19 protein-coding genes and 1 other RNA gene are annotated in these 17,611 nt (G+C 31.8%); 12 read left to right on the top strand and 8 right to left on the bottom strand.

Annotated features, from left to right (window positions below):
- Positions 1–63 precede the first annotated feature (63 nt).
- Entirely contained in the window at positions 64–1,251 is a 1,188-nt protein-coding gene (locus ABMY20_RS04970; RefSeq protein ID WP_349264777.1) for a DUF4105 domain-containing protein, read from the top strand.
- On the opposite strand, the gene aroQ is transcribed toward ABMY20_RS04970, so the two are convergent.
- The 3 genes from aroQ to ABMY20_RS04955 all read right to left on the bottom strand — a co-directional run bounded on the left by aroQ (position 1,228) and on the right by ABMY20_RS04955 (position 2,953).
- On the bottom strand, positions 1,228–1,644 hold the full coding sequence (gene aroQ / locus ABMY20_RS04965; RefSeq protein WP_349264776.1) for a type II 3-dehydroquinate dehydratase: 417 nt from the start codon (positions 1,642–1,644) through the stop codon (positions 1,228–1,230). The genes ABMY20_RS04970 and aroQ overlap by 24 nt on opposite strands.
- Before the next feature lie 97 nt (positions 1,645–1,741).
- Positions 1,742–2,221 carry an outer membrane beta-barrel protein gene (locus tag ABMY20_RS04960; RefSeq protein WP_047788743.1) on the bottom strand — a complete coding sequence of 160 codons (480 nt, stop codon included), beginning with the start codon at positions 2,219–2,221 and terminating at the stop codon, positions 1,742–1,744.
- A gap of 210 nt (positions 2,222–2,431) precedes the next feature.
- Entirely contained in the window at positions 2,432–2,953 is a 522-nt protein-coding gene (locus tag ABMY20_RS04955; RefSeq protein WP_173360278.1) for a hypothetical protein, read from the bottom strand.
- A 96-nt stretch (positions 2,954–3,049) separates the two neighbouring features.
- On the opposite strand from ABMY20_RS04955, the gene ABMY20_RS04950 reads away from it, so the two are divergent.
- Positions 3,050–3,979, top strand: coding sequence for a site-specific tyrosine recombinase (locus tag ABMY20_RS04950; RefSeq protein WP_349264775.1), 930 nt, complete (start codon positions 3,050–3,052; stop codon positions 3,977–3,979).
- 20 nt (positions 3,980–3,999) lie between these two features.
- On the opposite strand, the gene ffs is transcribed toward ABMY20_RS04950, so the two are convergent.
- Positions 4,000–4,098: signal recognition particle sRNA small type (ffs, locus tag ABMY20_RS04945), an RNA gene on the bottom strand.
- Positions 4,099–4,274: 176 nt separating this feature from the next.
- On the opposite strand from ffs, the gene ABMY20_RS04940 reads away from it, so the two are divergent.
- The 4 genes from ABMY20_RS04940 to ABMY20_RS04925 all read left to right on the top strand — a co-directional run bounded on the left by ABMY20_RS04940 (position 4,275) and on the right by ABMY20_RS04925 (position 9,402).
- Positions 4,275–4,796: a DUF4199 domain-containing protein gene (locus tag ABMY20_RS04940; RefSeq protein WP_349264774.1), complete on the top strand. Its 522-nt coding sequence runs from the start codon at positions 4,275–4,277 to the stop codon at positions 4,794–4,796.
- A gap of 77 nt (positions 4,797–4,873) precedes the next feature.
- Entirely contained in the window at positions 4,874–5,830 is a 957-nt protein-coding gene (locus ABMY20_RS04935; RefSeq protein ID WP_349264773.1) for a glycosyltransferase family 2 protein, read from the top strand.
- Positions 5,831–5,863: 33 nt separating this feature from the next.
- Positions 5,864–7,573 carry a phospho-sugar mutase gene (locus ABMY20_RS04930; RefSeq protein WP_349264772.1) on the top strand — a complete coding sequence of 570 codons (1,710 nt, stop codon included), beginning with the start codon at positions 5,864–5,866 and terminating at the stop codon, positions 7,571–7,573.
- The gene (locus ABMY20_RS04925; RefSeq protein ID WP_159614994.1) at positions 7,573–9,402 is read left to right on the top strand and encodes an ABC transporter ATP-binding protein; all 1,830 of its coding nucleotides are present in this window, start codon (positions 7,573–7,575) and stop codon (positions 9,400–9,402) included. The genes ABMY20_RS04930 and ABMY20_RS04925 overlap by 1 nt, the downstream gene beginning before the upstream one ends.
- 36 nt (positions 9,403–9,438) lie before the next feature.
- Here ABMY20_RS04925 and ABMY20_RS04920 read toward each other — a convergent pair whose 3' ends face one another.
- Positions 9,439–10,863: an HD domain-containing protein gene (locus tag ABMY20_RS04920; RefSeq protein WP_159614995.1), complete on the bottom strand. Its 1,425-nt coding sequence runs from the start codon at positions 10,861–10,863 to the stop codon at positions 9,439–9,441.
- A gap of 5 nt (positions 10,864–10,868) precedes the next feature.
- A complete protein-coding gene (locus tag ABMY20_RS04915) occupies positions 10,869–11,417 on the bottom strand; it encodes an L-threonylcarbamoyladenylate synthase (protein ID WP_159614999.1) in 549 nt (182 codons plus the stop codon).
- Between the two features lie 60 nt (positions 11,418–11,477).
- Between ABMY20_RS04915 and ABMY20_RS04910 the strand changes: the two genes are divergently transcribed.
- Positions 11,478–12,458: a polysaccharide pyruvyl transferase family protein gene (locus ABMY20_RS04910; protein WP_159614996.1), complete on the top strand. Its 981-nt coding sequence runs from the start codon at positions 11,478–11,480 to the stop codon at positions 12,456–12,458.
- Here ABMY20_RS04910 and ABMY20_RS04905 read toward each other — a convergent pair.
- Positions 12,445–13,203: a glycosyltransferase gene (locus ABMY20_RS04905; protein ID WP_349264771.1), complete on the bottom strand. Its 759-nt coding sequence runs from the start codon at positions 13,201–13,203 to the stop codon at positions 12,445–12,447. The genes ABMY20_RS04910 and ABMY20_RS04905 overlap by 14 nt on opposite strands.
- A 47-nt stretch (positions 13,204–13,250) precedes the next feature.
- On the opposite strand from ABMY20_RS04905, the gene ABMY20_RS04900 reads away from it, so the two are divergent.
- Entirely contained in the window at positions 13,251–14,012 is a 762-nt protein-coding gene (locus ABMY20_RS04900; protein WP_349264770.1) for a glycosyltransferase family 2 protein, read from the top strand.
- 32 nt (positions 14,013–14,044) lie between these two features.
- Here the strand turns inward: ABMY20_RS04900 and ABMY20_RS04895 are convergent, their stop codons facing one another.
- Positions 14,045–14,860, bottom strand: coding sequence for a 2,3,4,5-tetrahydropyridine-2,6-dicarboxylate N-succinyltransferase (locus ABMY20_RS04895; protein WP_349264769.1), 816 nt, complete (start codon positions 14,858–14,860; stop codon positions 14,045–14,047).
- Positions 14,861–14,979: 119 nt separating this feature from the next.
- On the opposite strand from ABMY20_RS04895, the gene ruvX reads away from it, so the two are divergent.
- The 4 genes from ruvX to mazG are packed head-to-tail and all read left to right on the top strand — an operon-like array spanning position 14,980 to position 17,261.
- Positions 14,980–15,390: a Holliday junction resolvase RuvX gene (ruvX, locus tag ABMY20_RS04890; protein WP_349264768.1), complete on the top strand. Its 411-nt coding sequence runs from the start codon at positions 14,980–14,982 to the stop codon at positions 15,388–15,390.
- Between the two features lie 54 nt (positions 15,391–15,444).
- Positions 15,445–16,029 carry a peptide deformylase gene (gene def, locus ABMY20_RS04885; RefSeq protein WP_073183938.1) on the top strand — a complete coding sequence of 195 codons (585 nt, stop codon included), beginning with the start codon at positions 15,445–15,447 and terminating at the stop codon, positions 16,027–16,029.
- A 26-nt stretch (positions 16,030–16,055) separates the two neighbouring features.
- Positions 16,056–16,478, top strand: a complete 423-nt coding sequence (locus ABMY20_RS04880) for a DUF5606 domain-containing protein (protein WP_047788730.1) — start codon at positions 16,056–16,058, stop codon at positions 16,476–16,478.
- 3 nt (positions 16,479–16,481) lie between these two features.
- Entirely contained in the window at positions 16,482–17,261 is a 780-nt protein-coding gene (gene mazG, locus ABMY20_RS04875; RefSeq protein WP_047788729.1) for a nucleoside triphosphate pyrophosphohydrolase, read from the top strand.
- The last annotated feature ends 350 nt before the right edge of the window (positions 17,262–17,611 follow it).

Raw genomic sequence — 17,611 nt, 5'->3', positions numbered from 1 at the left:
CAGTTATATTAATCAGATTTATGATATTTGTATAAACACCAACAATAACCTTCTCATATCCTTATGATGATAAAAAAACATGTATTTCTTTTACTTTTTTTAGCAGTTATTAACCTAGGTTTTTCTCAAAGAGTTAATACTTTAGGTTTATCTAAGTTTTCTCAAATCAGTATCATTACTTCTGGTCCTGGAGAAGCTTTATATGAGAAATTTGGACACACAGCTATCCGTGTGAAAGATCCTGTTTTACAGTTAGATTTACTCTACAACTATGGTATTTTTGATTTTGACGACCCTAACTTTTATGTAAACTTTACTAAAGGATATATGAAATATAAATTAGCTCGTTATCCGTTTCATTTATCTTTAAAAAGTGCTCAACAAGACAAACGTTGGGTTAAAGAGCAAGTTTTAAATTTAACACAGCAACAAAGAAATGAGTTCTTTCAGTTTTTAGAAACAAATTCTCTACCTGAAAATGCAAGCTATTTTTACGACCCTTTTTTTGATAACTGCGCTACTAGACCTCGTGATATAATTCAAAAAATCACAAGTGATAATTTAGTTTTTAAGGATGATTTTGTTACTAAAAAACAATCTCTAAGACAATTAATGAACAAAGAAATCAATCCAAATACTTGGGGTAGTTTAGGAATTAATATTGCACTGGGAAGTAAATTAGATAAAACTGCAACACCTTTAGAATATTTATATCTGCCCGATTATGTTTTTGAAGCTTTAAAAACATCTAAAATAATTAAAGGTGAAAAAGAAGAAGCCTTAGTACAAAAAACTAATATCTTGCTCGATTTTAAAGAGAAAGAATCAAAAAGTGATGCTTTTAGTCCGTTTTTAATTATTTTATTATTCTCTCTACTGGGATTATTTATTACTTATAAAGACATTAAAAACTCTAAAAGAAGTAAATGGCTTGATTTTGTTTTATTTTTCACCACAGGAACTTTAGGATTGTTAATTGTGTTCTTATGGTTCTTTACCAATCACTCCACAGCTCCAAATAACTTTAACTTTTTATGGGCGTTTGCTCCAAATCTTATCATAGCTTTTTTCTTGTTAAAAAAAGAACCTCCTATTTGGGTTTATAAATACTGTCTAGTTCTATTATTTTTTTTAATAATTATACCATTTGTATGGTTAACTAAAGTACAGTTATATACCTACCCTATGATTCCTTTATTTGTATTTTTAGGAATACGTTATTGGTATTTACAAAAAACTTTGAAGCGCTAATTCATACCCTTTCAAGCCAAAACCAAAAATAACTCCTTTTGCATTTGGAGCTATATAACTTACATGACGAAACTCTTCACGAGCATGTATATTAGATATATGCACTTCAACCACAGGAGTTTCTATACCTTTTACAGCGTCACCAATACCAACAGAAGTATGGGTATACGCTGCTGCATTTAGAATAATACCATTATAATCAAAACCAACTTCATGCAGTTTATCTATTATTTCTCCTTCAATATTTGACTGAAAATATTCTAACTGAATATCTACATATTTATTTTTTAATTCTTTCAAATAGTCCTCAAAAGTGCTTGCTCCATAAATAGTTGGTTCACGCTTCCCTAATAAATTCAAATTAGGCCCATTAATTATGATTACTTTTTTCATTCTTAATATTTTCTAAGGTAAAAATACTCTTTTTAACTTTTAAGCATAAAAAAAGGAAGCAAATTTGCTTCCTTTTTTCTTATTGTAAAGTCTGTTACTATAAAGAGAAAGAATAAGTTCCTCCAATTCCAATTGTAGCTGGGTTACCTAAAAGGTCATCACCTGAAACACCTGTATAATCTACATGTAAATTAATTTTTTCAGTTACTTGGTAACCAACTAAAGCACGGTAGTAAAAACCACTTTCTTTATTTGCTGAAGGTCTTACACCAATACCATACCCTAAATCAGTACCTACTGAAAATTTATCAGCAAAACTATAACGACCTGCTACAGCTACTGGAATAAAAGCTACATCAGCTATTTCTTGTTGAAAATGCAAATAAGATACAGATGGTCCAACCTTAAACTTATCATTAAGCTTGAATAAATAGTTAGCTTCAATTGCTCCAGTTACATTAGCTTTATCAGCATCTCCAACAGGTAAACCAATAGTTCCACCAACGTTTAATTCTGTTTCTTGTGCATTAACAGCTAAACCGAAAGCCATCATAGCAACTACTAAAAATTTTTTCATAATTTTTGTTTTATAAGTTTTGTTTTGAGCCGGCAAATATACATTTAATTAAGAATCTAATTGCTCTTTTTTTAATAAAAAAGAGGTTAAAATAGCCCCTCTTACTTAAAGCACTAAAAACAAAAAAGTTAACTAAAAAAAATATTCTTTTAGCATAAAAAAAGGGAGTACAATTACCCCCTTTTCATTAATATATTCTATAAGTTTTATTTAGAAATGTAAAGCAAACCCTACATTAAATTGGAATGTGTTAATATCTTCTGTATCACCTAAACCTAAGTTATATCTTAAACCTGGCTCTATACTTACCATATCTCCTAAGAAAATAGCATAACCTGCTTGAAATCCTAAATATGACGCATCATAAGCATCATAAGAAGCTCCTGAGTAATCAATTTGTACTGGAATCATACTAGAAATATAATATTTTGCTCCAATCTTGTAAGAAAAAGCATCGTCATTACCTCTATCGTTGTACCCTAATCCTAATTTAATTGCTAAATCATTCATAATAAAATAACCTGCTTCTGCTCCAATACCCCAAGTTGTAGTTGATCCAGATGGTGTATCTCTATTAGATAATTGGAATCCTGTAGCAGCTTCATGAGCAGCTCCAAACCCTGTGTTACCTTCTACTAACCATTTCCCTTTTGCTGTTTGTCCATTAGCTTCTTGTGCATTAGCTGTAAAACTAGCAGCTACCATAGCAATTACTACTAATAATTTTTTCATAATTTTTAAATTTATAATTTTAAGTTTGTGCTGCAAAAATAATTTTATTTTTATTTTTAACAATGTCTTTTTCTAAAAAAAACACCTCTTTTTATAATGAACTGGGAACAAGCTATATCTGATTATACTAACTTTTTAAAAATTGAAAGAGGACTTTCAAAAAACTCTATAGATAGTTACAAAAGAGATGTAAATAAGCTTTTTTTATTTGTTGATAATCTAGAAAACTCCCCTTCTCCAATTCATATAACTGCAGGAACTATTCAGCAATTCATCTATGAAACTAGTAAAAGTATCAATGCTCGTAGTCAAGCTAGATTAATTTCAGGTTTACGTAGCTTTTTTGATTTTTTGGTATTTGAAGATTATCGAGAAGACAACCCAACTGATTTAGTAGAAAGCCCTAACATTATTAAAAAATTACCAGATACTTTAGAAAAAGAAGATATAGATAAATTAATAGCTGCCATCGATTTAAGTCATCCACAAGGAGAACGCAACAAGACTATTATTGAAACTATTTATAGTTGTGGTCTTCGTGTGAGTGAATTGATTAATTTACAATTATCCGATTTATTCTTCGACGAAGGATATATACGCATACTAGGAAAAGGAAGTAAATATCGTTTTGTTCCAATACACATTACAACAATTCATAGACTTAGCTTTTATATTAATGAAATCAGATCTCAAATTACTCCAAAAAAAGAAGATGAAGACACTGTTTTCTTAAATAGAAGAGGAAAACGTTTAACTAGACAAATGATTTTTATAATTCTAAAAGAGTTAGCCCAAAAAATCAATCTTCAAAAAAGTATTGGTCCGCATACATTAAGGCATTCTTTTGCCACCTATTTACTTAAGAATGGAGCTGATTTACGTGTTATTCAACAATTATTAGGACATGAAAGCATTACAACTACAGAGATTTATGTGCATTTAGACACTAGTTTTCTCAAAAAAGTAGTAGAAGATCATCACCCTAGAAGTGATAAGAAAATGAAAAACGAAGAAGAGGAGGAATAAACGAAACTATTGGATACAAAAAAAGGCAAGCTACCTACATCACACCGCTACGACCTAATACCCTTGCTGCGTTCCCGCCCTGGGGGATTCAAAGGGAGCTGGTTGTGTAGGACTTGCCGATGCAAATTTACAACCATTTTTTCGTAAAAAACAACAAAATTTCAATAAAAAAACTGTAACATTTCTAAGTTTTTGAATACTAATAGTTTGTTGTTTTTATTTTTTGCTTTTACCAGTATTAAATAAACGTAATATTAAAAAAGAATATATTTGTATCACTAACTAAATTCACACAATGGAAAATCAAACAAACAGCAAAAACATCATTTTAAACTATGGTTTATATTTAGGAATTATCGGAGTTTTTATTCATTTAGCATTTTATGCTACTGGAACCTTAATTAAATTTGGATGGTTAAATGGAATAATCAGTTTTTTAGCAATGATTGCTCTTATCATTTTAGGCATCAAAAAGTTTAAAACTGATAACAATGGTTTTTTAACTTTTGGTCAAGCTTTAAAAGTTGGTGTTGGTATAGCAGTAATTAGTGCTGTAATTTCAACTATCTATACATTAATATTCACCAATATTATAGAACCTGACTTTCAAGCACAAATGATGGAAATCCAAAAACAAGGTTGGATAGATGCTGGTATGACAGACGAACAAGTAGAAGCTTCTGAAGCCATGGCTGAAAAGTTTAATAGCCCTGTAATCACAGCACCTTTAGCTTTAGTTATTTCAGCTTTTTTTGGATTTATTATTTCTGCCATAGGAGGAGCTATCATGAAAAAAACAGAAGAAAATCAATATTAAAAATAGTTTAAAGTAGTAAAAGTTTTACATAAAAGTAATACTTCGTAACTTTACCTTTTTTAACATGAATAAAATATATGGATATATCGGTAGTAATACCACTTCTTAACGAAGAAGAATCTTTACCAGAATTATATGATTGGATTGCAAAAGTTATGCAATCCAATCAATTTTTATATGAACTTATCTTTATTGACGATGGTAGTACTGATAATTCTTGGAAAATAATACATGAGTTATCGCAACAACACCAAGAAGTAAAAGGCTTACGATTCCAGAAAAATTATGGAAAATCCCAAGCCTTAGACGCTGGTTTTGGCTTAGTACAAGGGCACGTTGTAATTACCATGGATGCCGATTTACAAGACAGTCCGGATGAAATTCCTGAACTATACCGTTTAATCACTGAAGATAATTTTGATTTAATTTCTGGATGGAAGAGAAAACGCTATGACAATGTAGTCACTAAAAATATTCCATCTAAGCTATTCAATTGGGCAGCACGTAAAACATCAGGGTTAAAATTACATGATTTTAACTGCGGACTAAAAGCTTATAAAAATGAAGTAGTGAAAGCTGTAAAAGTAAGTGGTGAAATGCACAGATACATTCCTGTGCTAGCTAAAAATGAAGGATTCAACCGTATTGATGAAAAGATAGTACAGCATCAAGCTAGAAAATATGGAGAGACAAAATTTGGTATGGATCGCTTTGTAAATGGATTTTTAGACTTAATTACCATTTCATTTTTATCTAAATTTGGAAAACGTCCTATGCACTTTTTTGGCTTGTGGGGAACGTTAATGTTCATCTTTGGTTTCCTTTCAGCCTTTTATATTGGAGCGATGAAAATTTACCATCTCTCTACAGGTACCAAAACAATACTTGTTACCAGTAACCCTTGGTTTTACATTGCCTTAACCTCTATGGTTTTAGGTACACTTTTATTTTTAGCAGGCTTTTTAGGCGAGCTGATTATTAAGAGTAATCCGCAACAAAAACATTATACAATCAAAGAAAAACTGAACTTTTAAACCCGTATCTTTGTATGTTTTTAAATTTTACACATGAAAGAGATTTTAAACAACGCTAAACAATGGCTTTCTGACACTTTCGATTCAGAAACACAACAAGAAATTAAGCAATTAATCAGCTCTAGTGCTGAGGATTTAGCTGATCGTTTTTATAAAAACCTAGAATTCGGAACGGGTGGAATGCGTGGAGTTGTAGGCGCAGGTACTAACCGAATTAATAAATATACTTTAGGAAAGGCTACCCAAGGGTTAAGTAATTACTTACATAAAACATACCCTAATAAAGCGTTAAAAGTAGCTATCGGTTATGATTGCCGTCATGATAGTGAATGGTTAGCAAAGGTGGTTGCTAATGTGTTATCAGCAAATAACATTCAAGTATTTTTATTTGAAGATATGCGTCCCACCCCAGAATTGTCTTTCGCTGTAAATTACTTAGGATGTGATGCTGGAATTGTTTTAACAGCTTCTCATAACCCACCAGAATATAACGGATATAAAGTATATTGGAATGATGGCGGACAAATAGTACCTCCACAAGATACAGAAATCATTAATGAAGTAAATTCGTTAGCTTTTTCTGAAATCAATTTCAATACGAAAGAAGAATTAATTACTTCTATAGGAAGTGAAATAGATGAAGCTTTTTGGAAAGCTTCCTTGGCCAATGGTACTTTTGATATAAAAGGACGTGAAGATTTAAAAATTGTATTTACTTCGTTACACGGAACTTCAATCAAATTAATTCCTGAAGTTTTAAAACGTGCGGGATATACACAGGTTCATATTGTTGAAGAACAAGCCATTCCTGATGGTGATTTTTCTACGGTTGAATCTCCAAATCCTGAAGAACCAGCAGCTCTTAAAATGGCCGTAGATTTGGCTAATAAAATTGACGCCGATATTGTTTTAGGAACTGATCCAGATTCAGATAGAATTGGAATAGCAGTAAGAGATATAGATGGAAACATGACCTTGTTAAACGGAAATCAAACCATGAGTATGATGACCGATTTCTTAATCAACGATTGGAAAAAACAAGGAAAACTAAACGGAAAGCAATTCGTAGGTTCTACGATAGTTTCTACTAATTTGGTCAATGAAATTGCCGATTCTTATGGAGTTGAAACTAAAGTTGGTTTAACAGGTTTCAAATGGATTGCTAAAATGATCAAAGATTACCCAGAGCTTAATTTTATTGGTGGTGGCGAAGAGAGTTTTGGCTATATGGTAGGTGATTTTGTTCGTGATAAAGATGCAGTTACCTCTGCCCTACTTGCTTGTGAAATTGCAGCTAATGCAAAAGCTAATAATAGTTCTTTTTATAAAGAATTATTAAACTTATACACACGTCATCATTTATACAAAGAACATTTGATTTCTTTAGTAAAAAAGGGAATGGATGGTGCGCAACAAATCAAACAAATGATGATTGATTTACGCAACAATCCATTAATTGAAATAGATGGTACTAAAGTTGAATATTTGTATGATTATCAATCTTCAATAAGAAAAAACTTACTAACTGGTGAAGAAACTGTAATTGATATTCCTAAATCAAATGTATTAATCTATCAAACCCAAGACGGAACAAAAATTGCCGCTCGCCCAAGTGGTACTGAACCAAAGATTAAATTCTACTTTAGCGTTAACAGTAAATTAAATGATATTTCCAATGCTAAGGCAGTAGAAGAAGAGCTAAACACCAAAATACAACGAATTATTAAACAACTAAATTTCTAGTGAGTAGTTTTAAAAAAATAGTAAACTTTGCCAAACCGTATAAAAAATATGCTTTTTTAAACATATTTTTTAATGTGCTATATGCTGTATTTAATGTCCTATCAGTATTAGCTTTTATTCCTGTTTTAGGAATTTTATTTGGTAAAGAAGAAATCGTAACAAGCCAACCTAGTTATAGTGGAATAACCTCTATATATGATTATGTGCAAGGTAGCCTTAATTATAAAATATCTCAAATGATTGAGAGTGGCGGTTCAGAAAAGGCATTGCTTTTTGTTAGTTTAACAACTTTATTCTTGTTTTTCTTTAAAAACCTTTTTAGATATCTTGCTTCTTATACGTTGGTTTTTTTACAAACAAATACGATAAAAGATATTCAATCTTCTATGTTTGCTAAGTATATTTCACTACCAATTTCATTTTTTTCAGAAAAAAGAAAAGGAGATGCTATAGCAAGAATTACATCAGATGTTCACACAATACAATTTACCTATCTTTCTTCTTTTGAAACTATTGTTAGAGAGCCATTAACTATTGTTTTTACTTTAATTTCCATGTTTGCTATTAGTGTTAAGCTTACACTTTTTGTATTTCTACTATTACCAATTTCTGGTTTTATTATTTCTACAGCTAGTAAAAAACTAAAAGCATCATCTTCTAATTTTCAGAAGGAAAACGGGTATTTTTTATCCATTGTTGACGAAGCCTTAGGAGGATTAAAAATAATAAAAAGTTTTACTGCTGAAAGAGCTATTAATTCTAAAGTAGGAAAATCTATTAATAATCTTTTTGGCTTAATGACAAGCCTGAAACACCGACAAATGATAGCTTCACCTTTAAGTGAATTTCTAGGTACAGTAACTATTGTTGCTATTCTTTGGTTTGGAGGAAAACTTGTTCTTGCAAACAATAGCACTTTACAGCCTCAAGAATTTTTTGGTTATATAGGTTTATTTTATTTAATTCTAAACCCTGCTAAAGCTATTTCAACAGCTATGTATGGAATTCAGCAAGGAAGTGCTTCTGCTGATAGAATTTTTGAGATTTTAGAAACCAAAAACCCTATTGAGGATACAGTTAATGCTATTGATAAAACATCTTTTGATACTGAAATAGAGTTTAAAAATATTTCTTTTAAATATCAAGATGATTACGTTTTACAAAACTTCTCCTTGAAAATTCCTAAGGGAAAAACCGTTGCACTTGTTGGCCAATCAGGAAGTGGAAAATCGACATTAGCTAATTTAATCACTCGCTTTTACGACGTTGATTCTGGAGAAATTCTTATTGACGGAATTAACATAAAAAATATAAAAAAAGAATCTCTACGTGATTTAATGGGAATGGTAACACAAGACTCAATCCTTTTTAATGACTCCGTTAAAAATAATATTCTTTTAGGCAAAGAAAACACTACTGAAGAGGAAGTGATTAAAGCTTCAAACGTAGCGAATGCTCATGAGTTTATAAAAAATTTACCGAGCAAGTATGATACTAATATTGGTGATGGAGGAAACATGCTTTCTGGTGGACAAAAACAACGTTTAAGTATTGCTAGAGCTGTATTAAAAAACCCTCCAATTATGATTTTAGATGAAGCCACCTCTGCTTTAGATACTGAAAGCGAACAGTTAGTTCAACAAGCCTTGGATAAAATGATGGAACACCGTACCTCTTTAGTTATTGCTCATAGACTATCAACCATTCAAAAGGCTGACAATATCGTTGTTCTTAGAAAAGGAAAAATAGTAGAGCAAGGAAAACACGAAGAATTACTCGATAGAAATGGAGAATATTTCAAACTCGTATCCATGCAATCGTTAGGATAATAAAAAAAAGAGAAGCAAAATTGCTTCTCTTTTTTATTATTGATTTGTTTTTAATCCTAACTGTGCTCCTTTTTCCAACATAAACTGGTAAGAAGCCTCGTGTTCATTAGGTATTTTGCCATCTAAAATGGCTTCTTTAATCGCTTCTTTTATCTTACCTATTTCTCTACAAGGCTGCAAATTGAAAGCTTCCATTATTTCTTCTCCAGTAATTGGAGGTTGAAAGTTACGCACTCTATCACGTTCTTCAACTTCTTTAATTTTTTGACGAACAATCTCAAAATTCTTGTGATAACGTTTAAATTTCTTTGGGTTTTTCGTTGTAATATCTGCTTCGCATAAGGTCATTAAAGACTCTACATCATCTCCTGCATCGAAAATTAAACGACGTACAGCAGAGTCTGTCACTTCACTCGCTAAAACAATCGGACGAGAGCTCAACATCACCATCTTTTGAACAAATTTCATCTTATTATTCAATGGCATTTTTAAACGTTTAAATAACTTGTATACCATCTTCGATCCCACAAATTCATGAGAGTGGAACGTCCAACCTATTTTTTTGTGATAACGTTTCGTTGGCGCTTTACCTATGTCGTGCAACAATGCTGCCCAACGAAGCCAAACATCCTCCGTATTCTCAGCAATATTATCAACTACTTCTAAGGTGTGGTAAAAATTATCTTTGTGCTTTTGTCCCTCTACCTCTTCTACCCCTTTTAAAGCAGTTAATTCAGGAATAATTCGATCTAATAAGCCTGTTTTTTCAAGTAATAAGAATCCAGTTGATGGCACCGGAGCTTCCAAAATTTTATTCAGTTCAACCACAATGCGCTCACGAGTAATAATTTCAATTCTCGAAGCATTTTTTGTTATTGCATTTAATGATTGTTCTTCTATTTCAAAATTTAATTGGGTAGCAAAACGAATGGCACGCATCATTCGTAGCGGATCGTCAGAATAGGTAATATCTGGATCTAAGGGAGTTCTAATTATTTTAGCTTCCAGATCAGCCATTCCTCCGAAAGGATCAAGTAACAATCCGAAATCATCTTCATTTAAACTTAATGCTAAAGCATTAATTGTAAAATCTCTCCTATTTTGATCGTCTTCTAAGGTTCCTTCAGAAACTTTAGGGTTTCTACTTTCTTCCGAATATGATTCTTTTCTAGCCCCAACAAATTCTATTTCAATATCTTGAAAACGCAACATAGCTGTTCCGTAAGTCTTAAATACCTGGACTTTTGGCTTATTGGGTAGTAATTCAGCTACTTTTTGTGCTAAATCTATTCCACTTCCAACTGCAACCACATCAACATCTTTGGCTGTACCACGTTGTAAGATAAAGTCACGTACAAAGCCACCGATTACATAACTCTCTAGTTGTAATTCTTTAGCGGCTTGGGATATATATTGAAATATTTCTGCAGAAATTGCTTCCTTAAAATATTGTTTTTGCATACAAACTATTCTCTAATCACAATAACATCGTCACCTTCAATTTTTAAAATAGTTGAAGACTTCTCTGCTACTTTCTCTTGATGCAAATCTACCACATAATCTACATTCTTTAAAATTGCTTCGCTTATTTCTGAAAATGATTTTGGAGTGGGCTCTCCACTTACGTTTGCAGAAGTAGAAACAATAGGTTTTCCAAACTCTTTAATTAGCTGAATACAAAACTCATCCTTTGGAATACGAATCGCAATTGTATTGTCTACAGCAATGGTGTTAGCTGCTAATCCTTTTGGGTTATTGTAAATAATAGTAGTAGGTTTTACTGATGTCTTTAAAATTTCCAAAGCTTTTTCAGGAATATTACCTACATGGTTTTGCAACATTTCAATAGAGTCTACCAAAATAATTAGACTCTTCGATTCTTCTCTATTTTTTAATTGATAGATTTTCTTAACAGCTTCTTGGTTAGTTGCATCACAACCCAATCCCCAAACTGTATCAGTTGGATAAAGAATCGTTTTTCCATTAAGTAAGTGGTTCTTTATTTCTATAATCATCGTACAAATTTATACTTTAAACTATTACACTACATCAATAAAAAAAGATATTTTTGCTTTATGAGTAAAAATGCACTTTTAGATTATAAAGCCACAGGAGGTTATTTTAATATTGGAGATTATGTTCAAAGTATCGCTGCCAAGCAATACTTTTCGAATATTGACTTACTTCTGAATAGAGAATATTTGAACGATAAAAATATTGAACCTTGTAAATTAATTATGAATGGCTGGTTTATGTATAAAACCAAAAATTGGCCTATATCTCCTAATATTGATCCCTTATTTGTTTCTTTTCATTTAAATGCACATATAGCAGATACTTTATTAAGTAGACAAGAAAACATCACTTATTTAAAACAGTATGAACCTATTGGATGTAGAGACTTTTATACTGTAAATATTTTAAAAAAATATGGTGTTGACTCGTATTATTCTTCTTGTTTAACTACGACTCTTCCTAAGATTGAGGCTCCTAAAACAGATGATATTGTATTTTTCGATGTCCTTTTTAACTTAGATAAAAAATCTTATTATGAGAGAATTCCTAGACACTATTACCGTGATTTAATTAAGTTTAAATTACCTAAGCTTCAAGATCATAAAGAGTATTTAAAATCTATATTTCCTGAAGAAATAGTTAACAATGCTAAGTTTGAAACTGCATTTTATAAAGAAAAAGGAACTACTTCTGAAGATAGGTTTAAAGAAGCGGAGCGCTTGTTAAAAACATTTGCCTCAGCAAAGCTGGTAATAACCTCTAGAATTCACTGTGCGCTGCCTTGTTTAGCAATGGGAACTCCTGTTATTTTTATCATGGGAGGGTTAAATAATTCTTCTGACTTGTCAAGATTGGATGGAATTGTACAGCACTTTAACATGGTTAATCTAGACTCTGAGCTTGATTTAAGTTCGTTAAAAAACTTAAACTTAATTAAACTTGATGAAATAAATTGGGAAAATCCAATTCCTAACCCTACAAATCATCTACAATACACTCAGCACCTAATTGATCGTTGTACTGATTTTACAAAGAATTAATATGATAAAAATTATTCTTATTGATTAAGAATTTAATTCTATTCTTAATTAATAAGGGTAATTTAACTGCTTTTCTTTTAAGGCTATCAACTAAATATGAAAAGCCTTTTTGTTTATTTCCCCAAGAATCTTCCCACCAGTGAATACATACTGTTTCTGGTTTAATACATTCTTGTGTAAACTTTTCATTCCACGCAAAAGGAAAAAAGTATTCTGTTGGCAACAATAAAACATCATTTAAATGCTGCTTTTTATACTCTTTCAATCCGTAACTCACCAATACTTTCGATACTATTGGTGGACCGCCCATTGCATTAAAATATAAGCGTTGTTTTTCTTCTGTTGCTTTAATACAATCTAAAATGAAACCATTGCCTTTTTCTCCTCCAATAACGGCAGAATTTAATGGATACTTTTCAGACTCTAATGTTCCTTGAAAACCAACAAACGCCTTTTCATTTAATAAATGGTCAAAAGTAGCAACCATTTCTATATCTGTATCTACATAAATCCCCCCTTCTTTATATATAGAATACAACCGAACATAATCTGTAATAAACGACCACTTTTTTTGTTTATACAATAGTTTTAAAAAAGGTAACTTATCAAAAGGTGTATTGGTTTCATCCCACTTCTTTATGCTATAATCAGGTAGTTTTTCCTCCCAAGAAGCAATACATTTTTTTATTGTTTCATTGTACTCCCCTTTTCCATACCAACAGAAATGTATAATTTTTGAAATCATTTAATAATTGTATTTTTGACCGCACAAATCTACAATAATATTTACACATGAATATAAGTGGTCTCGTAATTACTTTTAATGAAGAAGCAAACATTAAAGATTGTATTATATCTTTAAATAGCGTATGTGACGAAGTAATTATAATTGATTCTTTTAGTTCTGATAAGACTGTTGAAATAGCAGAATCTATGGGAGCAAAAGTTCATTTACAAAAATTCTTAGGAGATGGCCCTCAAAGAGTACATGGGCTTCAATTTTGTAAGAATGATTGGATTCTAAACTTAGATGCTGATGAACGCCTTGATGAAGATAGCTTTGAATTTATTAAGAGCGGAAAGTATTTAAATGAACCTTACGATGCTTATAATTTTAGACGTAAAAACTTTTTAAAAGATCAACCTATTGATTTTGCAGGATGGTACCCATCGTATACTTGTAGGTTTTTTAACAAGCAAACCGCTAAACCTGCAACCACCAAAGTTCATCAAAGCATACAAGCCACCAATTTAAAAACAACCAAACTTCATTTATTACACTATGGTTGGAAGGATTTTCATCAAATTATAGGAAAATATAACTTATATACTACTTGGCAATCGGAAGAATATTTTGAACAAAACAAAAAAGTAAACTTCTTTACCCCTATAGGGCATGGACTGTGGTCTTTTTTACGCTGTTATATTCTTAAGAAAGGTATTTTTCATGGATTAGACGGAATTACATTTTCTATGATGCAAGCCTTTTTTTCTTATATGAAATATGCAAAACTTAGAAAATTATATGAAAACAATAAAAAAGGGAAGATTTAAAATCTTCCCTTTTTTATACTATTTATGCTTTCTTAAACCGCTACATCATACTCTCTAAGAGCATCATTTAACGAAGTTTTCTTGTTTGTACTCTCTTTACGTTTACCAATGATTAAAGCACAAGGAACTTGATATTCACCGGCAGCAAACTTCTTCGTGTAACTTCCAGGAATTACTACAGAACGTGCAGGTACTACTCCTTTCATTTCAACTGGCTCATCACCTGTTACATCAATAATTTTAGTACTCATTGTTAATACTACATTCGCACCTAAAACAGCCTCCTTCTCTACTCTAACCCCCTCAACAACAATACAACGAGAACCGATAAAAGCTCCATCTTCAATAATTACTGGTGCTGCTTGTAAAGGCTCTAAAACCCCTCCAATTCCTACTCCACCAGATAAGTGTACGTTTTTACCAATTTGTGCACAAGAACCTACAGTCGCCCAAGTATCGACCATCGTACCTTCATCAACATACGCTCCTATATTCACATAACTAGGCATTAAAATAGTTCCTGCTGAAATATAGGCTCCGTGACGAGCTACAGCATTTGGTACTACACGAATTCCTTTTGCTTCATAACCTCTTTTTAATGGAATTTTATCGTGATACTCAAAAATACCTGCCTCAAACGTTTCCATTTTTTGAATTGGGAAGTATAATACTACTGCTTTCTTTACCCATTCATTTACCTGCCATCCATTGTCCGTTGGTTCCGCAACGCGTAAATCTCCTGCATCTAATAAATCTACTACTTTTCTAATAGCATTAATCGTAGTTTCTTCTTGTAATAACTCGCGGTTATCCCACGCTTTTTCTATAATTGATTGTAATTCTGTCATTTTTCTAAAATATTTTCAGCAAAAATAAAATTGCTTTCCATAATATACTGCGAAGATACATTTTTTAAACAGATATTTCTTCCTTGTTTAATTTAGCTACCTTTGCAAAAACTTATAGAATGGGCAGAATAGTAGCCATAGATTTTGGAAAAAAAAGAACAGGAATTGCGGTAACCGATGAGCTTCAAATTATTGCTTCGGGTTTAACAACTGTAAACACCTCTGAACTTATCACATTTTTAAAAGAGTATACTCAAAAAGAAAATGTTGAACTTTTTTTAGTAGGAAAACCAAAGCAAATGGATAATTCTGATAGTGAAAGTGAAGTTCTTATTCTTCCTTTTCTCGAAAAACTTGAAAAAGCTATTCCTTCTATACCTATAAAACGTATAGACGAGCGTTTTACCTCTAAAATGGCTTTTCAAACTATGATTGATAGCGGTTTGAAGAAAAAACAACGTCAAAACAAAGCTTTGGTAGACGAAATAAGTGCGACAATCATCTTACAATCGTATTTATATAACAAATAATTTTCTACCCAAAGCATTCTTTGTATTTTTGCGTTCCTAAAAATTAAAAAGTAAATGATTTTACCCATTGTAGCATACGGAGATCCCGTTTTACGTAAAGTAGGAAAAGAAATCGATAAAGACTATCCGCAGTTAGACAAATTAATTGCCGATATGAGAGAAACTATGTACAATGCTAACGGACTTGGTTTAGCAGCTCCTCAAATAGGAAAAGACATCCGTTTGTTTGTTATTGATGCCTCTCCTTTTGCAGAAGATGACGATTTAAGTGAAGAGGAAAAAGAAGTTTTCAAAAACTTTAATCGCGTATTTATCAATGCTAAAATCATTAAAGAAGAAGGTGAGGAATGGGCTTTTAACGAAGGATGTTTAAGTATACCTACTGTTAATGAAGATGTTTTTCGCCAAGAAAAAGTTACTATTGAATACCAAGATGAAAATTTTGAAAAACACACAGAAACGTTAAGCGGATTACCTGCACGTGTTTTTCAACATGAATACGATCATATTGAAGGAGTTTTGTTTACCGACAAACTTTCTTCACTAAAGAAACGATTAATTAAAAAGAAATTAGACAATATTTCTAAGGGGAAAGTAAACGCTGGATATCGCATGCGTTTTCCTAATGCTAAGAGATAATAGTTATACACTAAAAACATTAAGACATGGAATTTAACAAAATTATAGCTGTAACAGGTAAGCCAGGTTTGTATGAGATTTTATCACAAACTAAAACAGGAGTTATCGTAAAATCTATTGTTGACGGTAAACGTTTTCCTATTACTGCAACTCATAACGTAAGCTTATTAGAAAACATTGCTATTTATACGTACGAAGAAGAAGTGCCTTTAGCGCAAGTATTTAAAAATATTGCTGATAAAGAAGATGGTAAAGATGCAATTTCTCACAAAGAAAGTGCTAATAAATTAACGGAGTACTTCGGAGAAGTTTTACCTGGGTTTGATGAAGAACGTGTATACGCTTCAAACATTAAAAAAGTAATTCAGTGGTACAACATTTTAGCGAAAGCTGAATTTGATTTTAGTACGTTAACTGAAGCTGAAGAAACAACTACAGAAGAAGCTTAAATCGTGAATACTCGTAAGCAACAGTTAGCAGCCTTTAATCGATTGTTAGACATCATGGACGATCTTCGTGAGAAGTGCCCATGGGATAAAAAACAAACCTTACAAAGTCTGCGTCATTTAACTATTGAAGAAACTTACGAATTAGCAGATGCTATTTTAGACAACGATTTACAAGAAATAAAAAAAGAATTAGGCGATGTGCTTTTGCACATCGTCTTTTATGCTAAAATAGGTAGCGAAAAACAAGCTTTCGATATTGCTGATGTTGCCAACGCCATCTCAGACAAACTTATCGACCGTCATCCACATATTTATGGTGATGTGGTTGTTGAAAACGAAGAAGATGTTAAGAAAAACTGGGAAAAACTCAAACTAAAAGAAGGGAATAAATCCGTTTTAGAAGGTGTTCCTAAAAGTTTACCTGCAGTAGTAAAAGCCAATCGTATTCAAGATAAAGTTGCAGGTGTTGGTTTTGATTGGGAAGAACCACATCAAGTGTGGGAAAAGGTTCAAGAAGAGCTTTCTGAATTGAACGACGAAATTAAAAACAACAATCAAGAGAAAATAGAAAAAGAGTTTGGAGACGTGTTGTTCTCCATGATTAACTACGCGCGTTTTATTGGGGTAAACCCCGAAAATGCACTGGAAAAAACCAATAAAAAATTCATCAATCGCTTTCAGTTTTTAGAAGAAGCTGCCAAAAAAGAAGGCAAGCAACTTTCTGACATGACCCTCGCTGAAATGGATGTGCATTGGGAGAATTCGAAAGAATTATTCAAATAGTCATAATTGAAAAAATTCGAAAGAATTCTTCAAATAGTCATAATTAGGAATAAAAACATTTTTAGTAGGCACTAAATACCACTTCTATTAGGCACTAAATGTCTTTTCCACTATGCACGAAAAGGCTTTTCCACTATACATATCAAGTTTAATAGTACTTTAGCTCGTTTCGAGTTAAGTTTAGGTTCAATGACCTCCCTACTATGATATTTCCTGTCATTCCTGTAAAGGTTAACTAATTCGTTGACAAAATCTTATATTTTGTTATGCGTATAAATACAGATGATTTAACTCTAGTTCGAAGCTATTTACAGAAGTATCAATTTTTGATAAGTGAGTACGAACAAGTA

The organism is Tenacibaculum sp. SSH1-16, from assembly GCF_040104435.1.
In the GTDB taxonomy this organism is placed as follows: Bacteria; Bacteroidota; Bacteroidia; order Flavobacteriales; family Flavobacteriaceae; genus Polaribacter; species Polaribacter mesophilus.
Note: the sequence above shows the minus strand (reverse complement) of the source record. Positions and strands in the feature narration are given on the sequence as shown.